At 68.2% G+C, this 16,068-nt stretch carries 17 protein-coding genes; 13 read left to right on the forward strand and 4 right to left on the reverse strand.

What is annotated here, in order from left to right; genetic code table 11:
- Positions 1-3 precede the first annotated feature (3 nt).
- Entirely contained in the window at positions 4-405 is a 402-nt protein-coding gene (locus tag NA8_RS12700) for a hypothetical protein (RefSeq protein WP_063050569.1), read from the reverse strand.
- Between the two features lie 154 nt (positions 406-559).
- On the opposite strand from NA8_RS12700, the gene NA8_RS12705 reads away from it, so the two are divergent.
- Entirely contained in the window at positions 560-1,132 is a 573-nt protein-coding gene (locus NA8_RS12705) for a TetR/AcrR family transcriptional regulator (RefSeq protein ID WP_063050570.1), read from the forward strand.
- A 73-nt stretch (positions 1,133-1,205) separates the two neighbouring features.
- Positions 1,206-2,402 carry a Cmx/CmrA family chloramphenicol efflux MFS transporter gene (locus NA8_RS12710; protein WP_063050571.1) on the forward strand — a complete coding sequence of 399 codons (1,197 nt, stop codon included), beginning with the start codon at positions 1,206-1,208 and terminating at the stop codon, positions 2,400-2,402.
- Positions 2,403-2,484: 82 nt separating this feature from the next.
- On the opposite strand, the gene NA8_RS12715 is transcribed toward NA8_RS12710, so the two are convergent.
- Both NA8_RS12715 and NA8_RS12720 read right to left on the reverse strand, forming a co-directional pair.
- Positions 2,485-2,694, reverse strand: a complete 210-nt coding sequence (locus NA8_RS12715) for a DUF397 domain-containing protein (protein WP_063050572.1) — start codon at positions 2,692-2,694, stop codon at positions 2,485-2,487.
- On the reverse strand, positions 2,691-3,578 hold the full coding sequence (locus NA8_RS12720) for a helix-turn-helix domain-containing protein (RefSeq protein ID WP_063050573.1): 888 nt from the start codon (positions 3,576-3,578) through the stop codon (positions 2,691-2,693). The genes NA8_RS12715 and NA8_RS12720 overlap by 4 nt, the downstream gene beginning before the upstream one ends.
- A 230-nt stretch (positions 3,579-3,808) precedes the next feature.
- On the opposite strand from NA8_RS12720, the gene NA8_RS12725 reads away from it, so the two are divergent.
- The 4 genes from NA8_RS12725 to NA8_RS12740 all read left to right on the forward strand — a co-directional run bounded on the left by NA8_RS12725 (position 3,809) and on the right by NA8_RS12740 (position 5,016).
- Entirely contained in the window at positions 3,809-3,991 is a 183-nt protein-coding gene (locus tag NA8_RS12725) for a hypothetical protein (protein WP_063050574.1), read from the forward strand.
- A 201-nt stretch (positions 3,992-4,192) separates the two neighbouring features.
- The gene (locus NA8_RS12730) at positions 4,193-4,465 is read left to right on the forward strand and encodes a hypothetical protein (RefSeq protein ID WP_063050575.1); all 273 of its coding nucleotides are present in this window, start codon (positions 4,193-4,195) and stop codon (positions 4,463-4,465) included.
- 6 nt (positions 4,466-4,471) lie between these two features.
- Positions 4,472-4,819: a hypothetical protein gene (locus tag NA8_RS12735; protein ID WP_063050576.1), complete on the forward strand. Its 348-nt coding sequence runs from the start codon at positions 4,472-4,474 to the stop codon at positions 4,817-4,819.
- The gene (locus NA8_RS12740; RefSeq protein WP_157106668.1) at positions 4,816-5,016 is read left to right on the forward strand and encodes a hypothetical protein; all 201 of its coding nucleotides are present in this window, start codon (positions 4,816-4,818) and stop codon (positions 5,014-5,016) included. The genes NA8_RS12735 and NA8_RS12740 overlap by 4 nt, the downstream gene beginning before the upstream one ends.
- An 18-nt stretch (positions 5,017-5,034) precedes the next feature.
- Here the strand turns inward: NA8_RS12740 and dnaE are convergent, their stop codons facing one another.
- Positions 5,035-8,583 (reverse strand): DNA polymerase III subunit alpha, encoded by a 3,549-nt coding sequence (gene dnaE / locus NA8_RS12745; RefSeq protein WP_084466740.1) that lies wholly within the window; start codon positions 8,581-8,583, stop codon positions 5,035-5,037.
- A 318-nt stretch (positions 8,584-8,901) separates the two neighbouring features.
- On the opposite strand from dnaE, the gene NA8_RS12750 reads away from it, so the two are divergent.
- From NA8_RS12750 to NA8_RS12780, 7 genes are all read left to right on the forward strand, one after another.
- Complete coding sequence (locus NA8_RS12750; RefSeq protein ID WP_063050614.1) at positions 8,902-9,339, forward strand: hypothetical protein; 438 nt, start codon at positions 8,902-8,904, stop codon at positions 9,337-9,339.
- 248 nt (positions 9,340-9,587) lie between these two features.
- Entirely contained in the window at positions 9,588-10,784 is a 1,197-nt protein-coding gene (locus NA8_RS12755; RefSeq protein WP_063050578.1) for a sensor histidine kinase, read from the forward strand.
- 49 nt (positions 10,785-10,833) lie between these two features.
- Positions 10,834-11,631: a LytR/AlgR family response regulator transcription factor gene (locus NA8_RS12760; RefSeq protein WP_063050579.1), complete on the forward strand. Its 798-nt coding sequence runs from the start codon at positions 10,834-10,836 to the stop codon at positions 11,629-11,631.
- Entirely contained in the window at positions 11,628-11,993 is a 366-nt protein-coding gene (locus tag NA8_RS12765; protein WP_063050580.1) for a hypothetical protein, read from the forward strand. The genes NA8_RS12760 and NA8_RS12765 overlap by 4 nt, the downstream gene beginning before the upstream one ends.
- Positions 11,994-12,071: 78 nt before the next feature.
- Positions 12,072-13,826: a sodium/solute symporter gene (locus NA8_RS12770; RefSeq protein ID WP_063050581.1), complete on the forward strand. Its 1,755-nt coding sequence runs from the start codon at positions 12,072-12,074 to the stop codon at positions 13,824-13,826.
- 158 nt (positions 13,827-13,984) lie between these two features.
- Positions 13,985-14,341 carry a DUF485 domain-containing protein gene (locus NA8_RS12775; RefSeq protein WP_063050582.1) on the forward strand — a complete coding sequence of 119 codons (357 nt, stop codon included), beginning with the start codon at positions 13,985-13,987 and terminating at the stop codon, positions 14,339-14,341.
- A complete protein-coding gene (locus tag NA8_RS12780; protein ID WP_174550074.1) occupies positions 14,338-15,975 on the forward strand; it encodes a monocarboxylic acid transporter in 1,638 nt (545 codons plus the stop codon). Before NA8_RS12775 ends, NA8_RS12780 begins: the two co-directional genes overlap by 4 nt.
- Positions 15,976-16,068 lie beyond the last annotated feature (93 nt).

Raw genomic sequence — 16,068 nt, forward strand, 5'->3', positions numbered from 1 at the left:
CGATCAGACGATGCGGACCGACAAGGTATAGGTCGCGTTGCCGCGACTCGGCTCCACCGAGATGGTGTAGTAGCCGCTGCCCGGCAGGGTGATCCGGCTCCAGGTCTCCTCGAGGCACAGGACGCTTCCATCGGGCGCGGTGGTGGCGAACCGCGCGTTACCCTCGACCGAGGTGAGTTCCGTGATCAGCGTCTGACCCGCCCGCGCCTCGAACGCGTAGGTGTCGGCGTCGCCGCGAACCACCGCGCCGTCGATCGACGTGTGGTCGCTCCCCGGCGCGAACTCGATCTCGTACACCGACCCCGCGTTCGCGGCGCCCGCGCCGGCCGCCGCCACGGCGAACGCGACCGCGAGCACGGTGGCGCCGAGTACGAGCAGGCGCAGGCTCCGGAGTATGGCTTGCATGACGATCCTCTTTCTGGAGTGGACGACTTGCCCACAACTGTCCGCCAACCCGCCAATCGAATGCTTAACGGCCGCTTACACATCGGACACCCCAGGTCGGAGCCCCTGACGATATATTGTAACGATCTGTTCAAAACCGTGCTAGCGTGAACCCATGCCACGCCCCAGGTTGTTCGACGAGGACCGCGCGCTGGACGCGGCGATGCACGCGTTCTGGCGCACGGGGTACGAAGCGACCTCCACCGAAGACCTCTGCGCCGCGACCGGACTGGGCCGCAGCAGTATCTACAACACCTTCACCAGCAAACGCGACCTGTTCGAGCGCGCCCTGCGCCGCTACATGACGACCAAGAACGCCGCGACATTCGACCTGCTCGACAGCCGGACGGAGGTGCGCGCGAAGATCCACGCACTGCTGTGGCAAATCGTCGAGGCCCCCGAGGAAGACCCACTCGGCTGTCTCGTGGTCAATTCGACGATCGAGTTGGCCCCGCGCGACCCCGAACTGGCCGCTGTACTCGCCGCCGACCAGGAGCGACGGCTCGCCGTGCTGACCGACGCGTTCGAGACGGCCAGACGCGCGGGCGAGATCGCACCGGACAAGAACCCGTCCGCCCTGGCCCACTTCGTGATCGCCACCATCGGCGGCATGCGAGTGGCCGCACGCGGCGGAGCGGATCGCGAGACGCTGGCCGCTATCGCGATTACCGCGCTCGACGCGCTCTGAACCTTCCACCCCCTGGCGACGGCTTTGCCGTGCCCTCATTTTGGATAGATCAGTACAATATAAGGAGGTACCGATGCCCGTGGCGATCTACGTCCTGGGTCTGTCGATCTTCGCCCAGGGCACCTCGGAGCTGATGCTCGCTGGCCTGCTCACCGAGATGGCCGCGGACCTGGGCGTCTCCGTGCCGCGCGCGGGCCTGCTCATCTCGGGGTTCGCCCTCGGCATGCTGGTGGGCGCGCCGGTGCTGGCGGTGGCGACGCTGCGCTGGTCGCGGCGCACCGCGCTGCTCGCCTTTCTCGCTGCGTTCGTCGGCACCCACGTCGTCGGTGCATTGACCTCGGACTACTGGGTGCTGTTCGCGACGCGAGTGGTCGGCGCGTTCGTCTACGCCGGGTTCTGGGCGGTAGCGGCGACGACGGCGATCGGCCTGGTGCCCGCCACCGCGCGCGGCAAGGCGATGAGCGTCGTCGCGGGCGGGCTCACCCTGGCCATCATCATCGGGCTCCCGGCGGGCACCGTGATCGGGCAGCAACTGGGTTGGCGGGCGGCGTTCTGGGCGGTAGCGCTGCTGTCGGCGGCGGCCGGGATCGGCGTGCTGGCGAAGATCCCCGGCGGACGGACCGACGCACCGACCCGAATGCGCACCGAACTGCGCACGATGACGCGCCCCGCGCTCTGGCTGTCCTACGCCACCACCGCACTGGCCATCGCCGCCCTGATGGTCACCTTCGCCTACCTCGGCGCACTGCTGTCGCGCGCCACCGGCTTGGCGGACGGCTGGATCCCGGTGGTACTCGGCATCTACGGGCTCGGCGCGTTCCTCGGCATCGCCGTAGGTGGGCGCACCGCCGACAGTCGGCCGCTGACCAGCCTCTACGTCGGCATCACCGGCGGCGTGCTCACCTCGGCGCTGCTGGCCCTCACGATGGAACACCCCGCGCCCGTCGTGCTGTTGTCATTCCTGTTGGGAGCCTTCGGGTTCGGCATCAACCCGACCTTGAACAGCCGCGTCTTCACCCTCGCGGGCGACGCGCCCACCCTGGCGGCAGCCACGAACATCTCCTCGTTCAACGTCGGCATCACCGCAGGACCTTGGATAGGCGGCCTGGCCATCGGCGCGGGCCTCGGCTACGCGGCGCTGGCCTGGATCGGCGTGGTTCTCGGCCTCGCCGCCCTCGCCGTCATCGCGTGCAGCCACGCCCTGCACCGAAAGGAGGTCGTGCGAGCTACGGCCGACACACCTGCCCCGGCACTGGCCGACATAGTCTGACAGTCCTTCGCGAAGGCAGCGGCCCTGCCCCGGCCCCATGCAGACCGGATGCAGAGCCGCTGCTGCGGTCGGTGGGACCTGTTCAGCCCGGCCGGTTGAACTCTCCGCCCCGGACACCAGCGGCGAAGGCATCCCACTGGCCCGGCGCGAAGATCAGCGCCGGACCGGTCGGATCCTTCGAATCGCGAACACCGACACGGCCCGCCTCCAGCCAGGCGACTTCGATGCACGCCTCTTTGCCAGTGCTCCGGCCCGATTTGAACCACTGCGCGCCGGATAGGTCGATGGTCACTGCTCGTAACTCCTTGCCATCTTCCTGAGAAGATCTCTTGATGGTTGCTCCTCCAGGGCAGCGCCCTGGAGGGTTTCGTGAAGCACTCGGAACTGGTTGACATCGTCGTCTTCCTCGAAAAACATTGTTCCGATGGTGGTTTCGCTATAGACGATCGGCGGCTCTGTATACCCCCGGCCGTCCGGCGGGAAGTCGAGAATGATGTACGGGGTTGCCACGACATGGCCTGGGTAGCCCGCCGAATACGGCAGTATTCGGACGGTGACATTCTCCAGCGTGCTCATGTCAGCTAAATGTCGCAATTCTGCCGACATCGTCCGAGGCGAGTCAACGATCGTGTGCAACACACTCTGGTGCAGTATGAACTCGGCTCGCACCGGGCTGCGGGTGCGTGTGAGGATTGCGGATCGCTGTAACCGCAGCGCAACCCGCTGTGCGATATCGCCTTCTGTCTCGTCCGATCGCATCGGCCCTTCGACAGCCGTCGCGTAACCCTTGGTCTGCAACAGGCCCGGAATGATCACTGGCTGGTAGAAGTTGAGTTCGGATGCCCCCGATTCCAAACCCAGGTACGTGTTGTACCCAGGCACAATCAGATTGCGCGATGCCTGCCACCACGATTTCGTAGCTGATTGCTGCGCCAGGGCTTTGAGCTGCTCGACGTGATCCGCGTCGAGGCCGTACAGATTGCCGAAGGCTTCCACATCGCGCAGCCTGATCTTGTCGTTCTGCCCCTTCTCGATCCGGCCGACCGAGGTCTTGCCCATCTCCATGAGCTGCGCGGCGCGTTCGAGCGTGAACCCCGCACCTTCACGCGCCTCCCGCAGCGCCCGGCCGAGTTGCCGACGCGGCAGTGTCGAACCAGGCTGATCGTCCTTCCCCATTACTCCCCTTTTCCCCTGCTCGGTCCGAAACGGCCCAGGTCCCGGTCCGATTCGGACGCTGGATCGCGGTGGACCGGTCCGGGCTCTGGGCGGATGGCCGACTTCAACGGACCGTCCGTTTCCCGCCTACGGATGCTGTGTGCGTCGAGCAACATAGCCGCATGGCTCAGCAACATGGAAGCCTCTCCGTCGCACAAGTCCGAATCCTGCGGGTGCCGAGCTGCGGAGGGATGCCCACCGAACATCAGATCAAGGTGTCGACCGGCCTCACCGGTTGGAACACCCGCCAAGCTCTGGCGAACCTGTCCAGCCACGAACTCATCGTGACCGAAGCCCGAAAAGGCCGCTACGAAATCACCCAACGAGGCCGAAACACGCTGGCGACCGAGGAATCCGGCAGCCACCAGGCGTGACGGCCACGCTTTTCAAGATCAACGGCACATGGTGGAGAGGGTCTATTCGCGAGACGCCGCAGCCGCGTGCCACTCGACATCACCGGCCCCGGTGGGCCATGGAGGAATTCGAATATGTTGCGTTATGGCGGAAGTAATGCGGTTCTTGTTGCGCCGCCGAGCATTTGCGGGCTTGCGGAGGTCGAGCTGGCGCATCGACAGATGCGACGGCACCGGGAATGCCGGATCGATCGGTGCGCGTGGAAGTCGGTCGCCTTCTACACACTCGTGCGGCACGGCCGGATCGTGCCGCAGAAGACGAGTCCACGCGAACGCGCACACCAGCGTGGCATCGACTTCCCCACCGAGCACCCCGGTCCGGCGCTGTCCGCCGACAGCATGCCGGAACCTCGAACGTTCCAGCAGGTGCTCGATGGTCTGAGCAAGCTAGCCGAGGGGCTGCGCACCGATGTGGGCAACGGCTGCCAGCGGTGAGCGGACGTGGGTATATGGACCATGCTGTCGAGCATCGCGGCGGTGTTCGCCGGATGCGGCGCGGCATTGCTCGGCGTCGGCTGTGTGTGGCCGACCGGCCGGCCGGGACGTCCCGCGCGCGGGCACAGGGCCGCCCGTACGCGAGGCCACGTGGGCCCGATCCAGTGGCCGGAAGCGTGGACATGCGCCGCACCCGCCCAGCCTTTGACCATCACCGAGGCCCACCGAGCGATGCAACTGCACCGCGATCACGACTGCGGCCGCAAACGCACCGCGTTCGCCGCCTTGGTCGCCGCCGGACGCATCACGCCGGATTCCGCACGACAACACCGCCCATGGAGGAACTGCTTGTGAACGGAACCGAAGCAGTCACACCGGACCCGAACTCCGAACGGCTCCGAAACCTCACCGACCGGGCCACGCGGGCGGGCTACTGCCTGATACGCGATCCGATATCACCGCGCGCTTGGAATCTGCTGGACGCCGAAGACGGTGCCATCGTCGTCTCCGCCCCGAATCTCGAGCAGATCGAGCAGTGGCTCGATTCTTGACCGCACCGAACCCGCCGCTCAGCCGGCCAGGCAGCCCGGGCCCAGCAGCGCCTTGAGGTCGCCCATCAGTGCCGAGGACGGTGAGACTCGCAGGCGTTCGTCGAGTTTCAGCAGCGTGGTCTTGTCTCGGGCGCCGACGTGCCGGATATGGACATCCGACGTGCCGGGGTGCCTGGACAAGACCCGCTTGAGTTCGCCGATCTTGTCCGGTGTGCACATGCGGGTGGTGACGGTGACCGCGAGCGGCTTCGCGACGCCGACCGCCGACAGGTCGGGCACGGCGAGATCGTTGGCGATCAGCGAGATGCGGTCGTCGCGGACCGAGACGCGCGCCTTGACCAGCACCACGGCGTCCTCCACGACGTCCATCCCGTACACCGAGTAGGACTGCGGGAAGAACAGCACCTCGATACCACCGGTGAGGTCTTCCAACTGCGCGGAGGCCCAGGCCAGGCCGTTCTTGTTGATGCGCCGGTTGACCGAGGCCAGGATGCCGCCGACGGTCACCTGGGTGCCGTCCTTGATGTCGCCCTCCAGGATGGCGGGGATCTGCGTGTCGGCCTGCGCCGCGAGCACATGCTCGACGCCGTTGAGCGGATGCCCGGAGACGTACAGGCCGAGCATCTCCCGCTCCAGCGCGAGCCGGTGCTTGGACTCCCATTCCTCTTCGGGAACCTTCACGTTGAACACCGAGGTCACCGACTCGTCCGCATCCAAGCCGCCGAACAGGTCGAATTGACCGATCGCCTCGGCCTTCTTGGTGGCCATCACGGCATCGATGGCGTCGGAGTGGATCAGCATCAGGCCCTTACGGGGATGCCCGAGGGAGTCGAAACCACCAGCTTTGATGAGGGATTCGGTGACCTTCTTGCTCGCGGCGATCGCGTCGATCTTGTTCAGGTAGTCGGAGAAATCGGTGAACTTCGACTTCTCCTTGCGCGCCTGGATGATCGAGGCGACGACGTTCGCGCCGACGTTGCGCACCGCGCCGAGACCGAAGCGGATGTCCTTGCCGACGGAGGCGAAGTTCTGCTCGGACTCGTTGACGTCCGGCGGCAGCACGGTGATGCCGAGGCGGCGGCAGTCGGAGAGGTAGACCGCGGCCTTGTCCTTGTCGTCGCCCACGGAGGTGAGCAGGCCCGCCATGTACTCGGCCGGGTAGTTGGCCTTGAGGTAGGCGGTCCAGAACGAGACCAGGCCGTAGCCCGCGGCGTGCGACTTGTTGAACGCGTAGCCGGCGAACGGAAGGATGGTGTCCCACAGCGCCTTCACCGCGGCCTCGGAGAAGCCGTTCGCGGTCATGCCCTCGTGGAAGCCCTTGTACTCGGCCTCGAGCACCTCGAGCTTCTTCTTACCCATGGCCTTGCGCAGCGCGTCGGCCTTGCCCATCGAGTAGGAGGCGACCTTCTGCGCGATGAACATGATCTGCTCTTGGTAGACGATCAGGCCGTAGGTCTCGGCGAGGATTTCCTTGAGCGGTTCCTCCAACTCGGGGTGGATCGGCTTGATCGGCTGCCGCCCGTTCTTGCGGTCGGCGTAGTCGTTGTGCGCGTTCATGCCCATCGGGCCGGGGCGGTACAGCGCGAGCACGGCGACGATGTCGTTGAAGCCGGTGGGCTGCATGCGGCGCAGCAGGTCGCGCATGGGGCCGCCGTCGAGCTGGAAGACGCCGAGGGTGTCGCCGCGCGAGAGCAATTCGTAGGTCGCGGGGTCGTCCAGCGGCAGGTTGTCCATGTCCAGGTCGATGCCGCGGTTGGCCTTGATGTTGTCCAGCGCGTCACCGATGACGGTGAGGTTGCGCAGACCGAGGAAGTCCATCTTCAGCAGGCCGATGGCCTCGCAGGACGGGTAGTCCCAGCCGGTGATGATCGCCCCGTCCTGGGGCCGCTTCCACACCGGGATGGCGTCCATCAGCGGTTCGGAGGACATGATCACCGCGCAGGCGTGCACACCGGCGTTGCGGATCAGGCCCTCGAGTCCGCGCGCGGTCTCGTAGATCTTGGCCACGTCCGGGTTGTTGCCGATGAGCTCGCGGACCTCGGCGGCCTCTTTGTACCGCTCGTGATCGGGGTCCATGATGCCCGACAGCGGGATGTCCTTGGCCATGATCGGCGGCGGCAGCGCCTTGGAGATCTGGTCGGCGATGGCGAAGCCGGGCTGACCGAACTGGACACGCGCGGAGTCCTTGATCGCGGCCTTGGTTTTAATCGTGCCGAAGGTGATCACCTGGGCGACCCGGTCGGTGCCCCACTTCTCGGTCGCGTAGCGAACCATCTCACCGCGACGGCGATCATCGAAGTCGATATCGATATCGGGCGCGGATGGGCGCTCCGGGTTGAGGAACCGCTCGAACAGCAGGCCGTGCGGCAAGGGATCGATATTGGTGATGCCGAGCGCATAGGCCACCAGCGAACCGGCCGCCGAACCACGGCCGGGGCCGACCCGGATGCCGACCTCCCGCGCGTGCTTGACGAGGTCGCCGACGACGAGGAAGTAGGCGGGGAAGCCCTTCTGCTTGATGACGTCCAGTTCGAAGTAGGCGCGGCTGTAGTACTCGTCGGGCACGCCGTCCGGGAACCGGCGCGCCAGGCCGCGGTCGACCTCTTTGCGCAGCCAGGAATCCTGGTCCTCGCCCTCGGGCACCGGGAAGATCGGCATGCGGTCCTTGAAGGCCCACACGTCGTCGTAGGACTGGACCCGCTCGCCGATCAGCACCGTGTTGTCGCATGCGCCGGGCACCTCGGCGTCCCACAGCGCGCGCATCTCCTCGGCGGACTTCAGGTAGTAGCCGTCACCGTCGAACTTGAACCGCGTGGGATCCGACAGCGTCTTGCCGGTCTGCACGCACAGCAGCGCCTCGTGGTTGGCGGACTGGTCCTTGGTGACGTAGTGGCAGTCGTTCGTGGCCAGCGCCGGAATGCCCAGCTGCTTGCCGACGTTCAGCAAACCCTCACGGACCCGGCGCTCGATGGACAGGCCGTGATCCATGACCTCGAGGAAGAAATTCTCCTTCCCGAAGATCTCCTGCCACTTGGCCGCGGCCTCGAGCGCCTCGCGCTCGTGCCCGAGGCGCAGGCGGGTCTGCACCTCGCCGGAGGGGCAGCCGGTCGTCGCGATGATGCCTTCGGCGTACTGGGCGATGATCTCCGCGTCCATGCGCGCCCACTTGCCGAGCTGGCCCTCGATGGAGGCAAGCGAGGAGAGTTTGAACAGGTTGCGCAGGCCGGTCGCGTTCTCGGCGACCATGGTCATGTGCGTGTAGGCGCCCGAGCCGGAGACGTCGTCGCCCTTCTGGCTCGGATCGCCCCACTGCACGCGCTTGGTGTCGAACCGGGAGGCGGGCGCGATGTAGGCCTCGATGCCGATGATCGGCTTGATGTCGTGCTTCTTGGCCGAGTTGTAGAACTCCGACGCGCCGTACATGTTGCCGTGGTCGGTCATCCCGACCGCGTTCATCCCCAGCCGTTTCGCCTCGCTGAACAGTGGCGAGATCTTGGCCGCACCATCGAGCATGGAGTACTCGGTGTGGTTGTGCAGATGGACGAACGATCCGGACGAGGCGGCCAAGACGGTCCTTCCTCCCAAGGTCTCGACGGGGGTTGGCTGGACCGATTCTAGGCGTGCCCACCGACTGCTTCGGACCGGCGCGCTGGCGCCACCCGGGCGTCCGGCGTGTCGGTGGGGAAGATCACCGGCGCGTCCTGGGGACTCGCCGTATGAGTGGCTGATTTCCGCGAGTGTCGGGGTCTTGCCGAATTCGGGAACACCCGAACGGCGGCCGGGGCTCGGCGGTAATCTCTGCTTCCCTCCCCACGACGATGCCGGCGCTTCTCGGGGACGGGCCAGCACGGCAGACCGGATTTTCCCGAAATCGTGGAGGTGTCGATGAATTCGACGACAGCGCTCTTGATGGTCCCCGCTACGGCGATGGCGGCACTGGCCGCGACGGCCGCGCCCGCCGCGGCCGCGCCCGCCGCATTCGCCACTGTGTACACCCTGGCCCAGGGACCGTGCGTGGGTCAGGTGGAGATGTCGGTCAACGGCAACGCCTACCCCAACCAGGCGGCCTTCACCGTGGGCGCGACGCTGGTCGGCGCCGGGCCCTGCACGCTGCCGGTCACGCTGAACTATCGCAACGTCGACACCGGTCAAGAAGGTACGTTCCAAGTGGTCGCGCAGGGCCCCGGCTACTGGGGCAACAGCGGCCACTCCGCGCTGTTCCTTCCCGGCATCGGCCAGTTCACCGCGACGGTCAGCATCGGCGCGGCGCACTTCCCCGAACCCGGCACCGTCGAGTTCACGGTCCCGCAGTACCAGGGCTGAACTCCGGCGGACCGGGACCGGGACCGGGACTGCGCCGCGGCACCGGCCGCCGCTGACCAGCACCGCGTGCCTCACGCAATCCTATCGATGCTCAGGGACTCGATCGCGGGCCCCGGATCCGCCACCACCCTGCCGCGCGATCCGGCCGATACTCCAGGCCCGATCTCACATCAGGACCGCCACCGCTCCGCGCACGATTGCGGCCGGCGCGATAATCAGCCCATGCAGTCCGTGCGGCGAAGCCCGCCATGACCACCGCACTCGCCGTCGCGACCGTGGCGGCGCTGATCGCCGGTGCGCTGCTGATCTGGTCGCGCACCCGCAGAGTGGTGACCACGCCCGCCGAGCGGGCGGTGCATTCGGCTTTGCACACCGCGTCGCTGGCGGCGGTCCCGCTGCGGCGCGGGCTGACCGAGCAGTCGGCACGGGAGGCGGCGCCGCACCTGCGCGCGCTCACCGGTGCCGAAGCGCTCGCGCTGGCCGACCCCGACGGCACGTTGCTCGCCTGGGACGGCCCGCACGCCGAACTGGCCGAATACTTCGGCGAAGCCGCCGTGCGCGCCGTCGCGGGCGAGCGCCCAGTGCTCGTCGCCGGACCGGGACGCGGCGAACACGCGGGACGCACGCTGATCGCGCAACCGCTGCTGGTCGAATCCAACGGCGTGGCCGGTGTGCTGGGAGTCGTGAGCGCCGGGCAGCCGGGACCGGGCCGGCTGGGTGCGGTCGCCGAGGTGGCGCGGTACGCCTGCGGCCAGCTCGAACTGGCCGAGCTGGACGCGTCGCGGGCCCGGCTGGACCGCGCCGAGGTGCGCGCGCTGCGAGCCCAGATCAGCCCGCACTTCATCTACAACGCGCTGAACACCATCGCCTCGTTCGTCCGCACCGACCCGGCGCGGGCCCGCGAGCTGATCCTCGAATTCGCCGACTTCACCCGGTACTCCTTCCGCGCCGCGGGCGAATTCACGGTGCTGTCCGACGAGTTGCGCAACATCGAGCGGTACCTCGCGCTCGAACGCGCCCGTTTCGGCGACGCGCTCCAGGTCCGGCTGCGGATCGCGCCCGAGGTGCTCGGCGTGGTGCTGCCGTTCCTCGCGCTTCAGCCGCTGGTGGAGAACGCGGTGCGGCACGGGCTGGCGGGCACCGCGCACGGCGGCACCGTCAGCATCGTCGCTGCCGACGCGGGCACCGAATGCGTGATCAGCGTCGAGGACGACGGCGTCGGCATGGACCCGGATCTGCTCCGCTCCGGCGCACTGGACACTGTTGACACCGGGACGGGCCCGGCGGGCTCCGGTGAGGCCGCGCACGTCGGGCTGGCCAATGTCGACGACCGGTTGCGCGCGGCCTTCGGCGACGACTACGGCCTGGTCGTGGAAACCGCGCCCGGCGCGGGCACGAAGGTCAGCCTGCGCGTCCCCAAGTTCCGCGCGGGCATCCGGGCCTGAGACCGCCACGCGGCACCCTGGATCCGGAGAGCCTTACGATGGTGCGATTGTGACCCGCGTTACCGGCAAACCGGCGGGCGCGCTGCGCGTGCTGGCCGTGGACGACGAGAGACCGGCTCTGGACGAGCTGGTGTATCTGCTGCGCGCGCGGACCGAGATCGGCGAGATCCACGCGGCCTGCGACGCCACCAGCGCGCTGCGGGTGCTGCGCGCCCATCCGATCGACGCGGTATTCCTGGACATCAACATGCCGGGACTGGACGGCATGGAGCTGGCGGGCATCCTCTCGGAGTTCGCCGCCGCGCCCGCCGTGGTCTTCGTGACCGCCCACGACGACCGGGCGATCGCGGCGTTCGACCTGGGCGCGGTGGACTATCTACTCAAGCCGCTGCGGGAGGACCGGCTCGCGGAGGCGGTGCGGCGGATCGCCGCTGCGCGCAGCGCGCCACACCCGCCCGCCGCCGACGCCCGCACCGACCCGAACGAGGTCATCCCCGTGGAACTCGGCGGAGTGACGACGCTGGTACCGAGATCGAGCGTGAGCTGGGTGGAAGCCGACGGTGACTACGCGCGGCTGCACACCAGCGCCGGATCGCACCTGGTGCGGATTCCGTTGTCGGCGCTGGAGGCTCGCTGGCACGACGCGGGATTCCTCCGGGTGCACCGGTCGTATCTGGTGGCGCTGCGGCTGGTCACCGGGCTGCGCAGCATGGGTTCAGGGACGGTGGTGTGCCTGCGGGCCGAGGGCGACGCGCAAGCGGTCGAACTGCCGGTCAGCCGAAGACAGGTTCGTGAGCTGAAACAACGGCTGGTGCACCGGCCCCGGCAGCACTGGGGCAACCAGTGACCGGGCCGCAGCGTCCGGGCCGCAGGCGCGTCGTGCTCTCCGAGCGACGTGGCGCGCGGCGGGTGCGCACGCGGGTGGAGGTCGCCGAGCAGACCGAGTTCGGCGAAGCGCTCATCGGGGGCCTGATCCGCGCCCAACTCGGGCTCGCGCTACGCGTGGGCCTGGTGAGCATCGCGCTGCTGTGCGCGCTACCGGTGCTGTTCCGCACCGGTTCGTTCGGCTCGATGACGGCGCTGGGCATCCGGTTGCCGTGGCTGCTGCTCGGCGGAGCCGTCTACCCGCTGCTGTTCCTGCTCGGCCGGACGTATGTGCGCTTGGCCGAACGCAACGAACAGGACTTCCTCGAACTGGCCGAGGACTGATGGTGCGCCCTCCACCATGAACACGTCGATTACGTCCACATCGCCCGCCGAACCGATGTGCCCGCTCCGGAGCACTGCATGACCTCGGGGACGGCGCCCGCGCTTACCGTGGCCGCGCTGGTCCTCGCTGCGCTGGCGACCGTCGCGATCGGCGCGTACGGCGTGCGGCTCGCGCGCACCACCTCCGACTTCCTCGTCGCCTCGCGCAGCGTGGGACCGCGCTGGAACGCCGCCGCGATCTCCGGTGAATACCTCTCGGCCGCCTCGTTTCTCGGCGTGGCCGGGTTGATCGCGAAATACGGCGCGGACGCGCTGTGGTACCCGGTGGGCTTCACCGCCGGATATCTCGCGCTGCTGCTGTTCGTCGCCGCTCCGTTGCGCCGCTCCGGCGCGTACACGGTGCCCGACTTCGCCGAATTCCGGTTGGGCTCACTGCGTTTGCGCAGGCTCGCGGCCACCGTCGTGGTGCTCATCTGCGCGGTGTATCTCATTCCGCAGTTCCAAGGGGCCGGGCTGACCCTGCACATCCTGCTCGGGGTGCCGGACTGGGTGGGCGCGGTGGCGGTGGGCGCGATCGTGCTCGCCAACGTGGTGGGCGGCGGGATGCGCTCGATCACCCTGGTCCAGGCGTTCCAATACTGGCTGAAGCTGACCGCGGTGGCCCTTCCTGCGCTGGTGCTGCTCGGGCACTTCCTCGCCGACGAGCGGGAACTGGGCGCGCCCGCCCCGCCGGTGGTGTCCGAGCGCACGACCGTCGACGTGACCACCGACGTGGTGGTGCGGGTAGGTGCGCCGCAGCAGGTCTCGATCACGGGAACACTCGACGACCGCGCGGTCGACGGCCCGGTGCCGCTGACGCCGGGCACCCACGAGCTGTCCGCGGGCACGCGGTTGGTTCTGGAAGCCGGGGCCGCCGTGCCGGTGGTCGCGGGCGCACCCGCCGACGGCGCGGGCTGGCTGGCGCCGGGCGGCGGCTTGGGTGGACCGCATCCGGCCTACCAGGTCTATTCGCTGATACTCGCGACCTTTCTCGGCACCATGGGCCTGCCGCACGTGCTGGTGCGCTTCTACACCAACCCCGATGGGCGGGCCGCGCGCGCTACGGCGCTCGCGGTGATCGGCCTGGTCGGGCTCTTCTACCTGTTCCCCGTCCTGCTGGGCGTCTTCGCCCGGCTGTACGTGCCGCAACTGCTGATCACCGGGACCTCCGATGCCGCGGTGGTGCTGCTGCCCGGCTCGGTGGTCGCCGGACTGCCGGGGCAGCTGCTCGCGGCGCTGGCCGCGGCGGGCGCGATCGCCGCGTTTCTGTCCACCTCGTCGGGACTGCTGGTGAGCATCGCGGGCGTGCTCAGCACCGACATGCTGCGCGGGCGGATCCGGGACTTCCGCGCGGCGGCGCTGGTCGCGGGCTCGGTTCCGCTGGCGCTGTCGCTGACCGTCGTGTCGCTGGACCTGTCGCGCACCGTCGGCCTGGCCTTCGCGGTGGCCGCCTCCACGCTGTGCCCGCTGCTGGTGCTGGGCATCTGGTGGCGCGGGCTGACCGCGGCGGGCGCGGCGGCCGGCCTGATCGCGGGCGGGCTCGCCGCGGGCACCGCGACCGCCGTCTCGGTCACCGGCGGATTCTCCGACGCGGTGGCGGGCGGCTGGCCCGCAGCGCTGCTCGGCTATCCGGCGGCGATCAGCGTGCCGTTGGCGTTCGCCACCATGGTGCTGGTCAGCTCGTTCACCCGTGGACTCGGCGCCAGGACGGTGAGCCGGATCTTCGTCCGGATGCACGCGCCGGAGCGACTTGGCATGGGCGCCGACCGCGAGCGCAGCCTGCGCTCGGACTGACCGAGGCCCCGGGCGGCCGACCGTTCATCGCGTCACATCGACCGCTCAGCGCAGATTCGGGCACCTTCACAGAGTGACCCACGCCACAGCCTACTGGCGGGCCGCGGGCCTGGCTTACCTTCCTCGGGAAGTAAGCCACGTCACTTGGTAGGACAATCATGACCAGTACCGAACTCGACGACGCCGCCCCGCGGCGAGCGCCGAGCGCAGCAGAATTCGCCGAAGTGCAGGCGAGCCCCCAATTCCAGGAACTGCGAACGCGCCTGCGCCGCTTCGTGTTTCCGATGACCGCGTTGTTCCTGCTCTGGTACCTCGGTTACGTCCTGCTCGGCGCATACGCCCATGACTTCATGAGCCGCCCGGTGTTCGGCGACGTCAACGTCGGGTTACTGCTCGGCCTCGGCCAATTCGTCTCCACCTTCGCCATCACCGCGCTGTACGTGCGGTTCGCCAACCGGGAACTGGATCCGCGCGCGGCGAAGATCCGCGGCTACCTCGAGGGAGAACGAGCGTGAACACCGTGCACACCTACGCCGCAGCCGCGACGGTCGGCAACCCGGTCGCCAATATCGCCATCTTCGGCGTCTTCGTCGTGTTCACGATGATCGTGGTGATCCGCGCCAGCCGCAACAACGCCACCGCCGCCGACTACTTCACCGGAGGGCGCGGCTTCTCCGGCCCGCAGAACGGCATCGCGATCGCGGGCGACTACCTCTCGGCCGCGAGCTTCCTCGGCATCGCGGGCGCCATCGCGGTCTACGGCTACGACGGTTTCCTCTATTCCATCGGATTCCTGGTCGCTTGGCTGGTCGCGCTGCTGCTGGTCGCCGAAATGCTCCGCAACACCGGCAAATTCACCATGGCCGACGTGCTGAGCTTCCGGCTGAAGGAAGGCCCGGTACGCACCGCCGCCGCGCTGTCCACGCTCACCGTGTCGCTGTTCTACCTGCTCGCGCAGATGGCGGGCGCGGGCGGCCTGGTCGCGCTGCTGCTGGACATCTCCGACAAGACCGGGCAGTCCATCGTGATCGCCGTGGTGGGCGTGCTGATGATCGTCTACGTGCTGGTCGGCGGCATGAAGGGCACCACGTGGGTGCAGATCATCAAGGCGGTGCTGCTGATCGTGGGCGCGGCGCTGATGACCGTCATGGTGTTCGCGAAGTTCGGTTTCAACTTCTCCGACGTTCTGGGCTCCGCGCAGGAAGCGGTCTCCGGCTCGGCGAACAAGGCCGTCGCCGCGCGCGACGTGCTCGCTCCCGGCGCGCAGTACGGCGGCAGCGAGACCTCGAAGCTCAACTTCCTCTCCCTCGGTTTGGCATTGGTGCTCGGCACCGCGGGCCTGCCGCACGTGCTGATGCGCTTCTACACTGTGCCCACCGCCAAAGAGGCACGGCGCTCGGTGGTCTGGGCGATCGGCCTGATCGGCGCGTTCTACCTGTTCACCCTGGTGCTCGGCTACGGCGCGGCGGCGATCGTCGGCCCGGACCGCATCCTCGCGGCCGCGGGCGGGCAGAATTCGGCGGCGCCGCTGCTGGCCTTCGAACTCGGTGGCGTGGTGCTGCTCGGCGTGATCTCCGCGGTCGCCTTCGCCACCATCCTCGCGGTGGTCGCGGGCCTGACCATCACGGCGTCGGCCTCGTTCGCCCACGATATCTACGCCAATGTCATCAAGCGCGGGAAAGCCGGTGAGCGCGAACAGGTCCGCGTCTCCCGGATCACGGCGGTCGTGATCGGCGTGCTGGCCATCGCCCTGGGCATCCTGGCCAACGGGCAGAACGTCGCCTTCCTGGTGGCGCTGGCGTTCGCGGTCGCGGCATCGGCGAATCTGCCGACCATCCTGTTCTCGCTGTTCTGGCGGCGGTTCAACACCACAGGCGCGCTGTTCAGCATGTACGGCGGCCTGATCTCGACGATCGTGCTGATCGTGTTCTCCCCCGCGGTATCCGGCAGCAAGACCGCCATGCTCCCCGGATCGGACTTCGACTGGTTCCCGCTGTCCAACCCGGGCATCGTCTCCATCCCGTTGGCGTTCGCGCTCGGCGTCATCGGCACCTTGGTCGGCGGCAGGTCCGAGGACCCGGCCAAGGCCGCGGAGATGGAGGTCCGCTCGCTCACCGGCGTGGGCGCGGAGAAAGCGGTGGTGCACTGATCGCTGCCCGGCCTTCCTCGTCCCCCTTGCTCTTTCGTTAGGAGATCTCGCGTGACCAGCGCAACCACCGATGACCGCGACACCACCACCGCC

It is taken from the genome of Nocardia arthritidis NBRC 100137, from assembly GCF_001612765.1.
GTDB classification, from domain to species: Bacteria; Actinomycetota; Actinomycetes; order Mycobacteriales; family Mycobacteriaceae; genus Nocardia; species Nocardia arthritidis.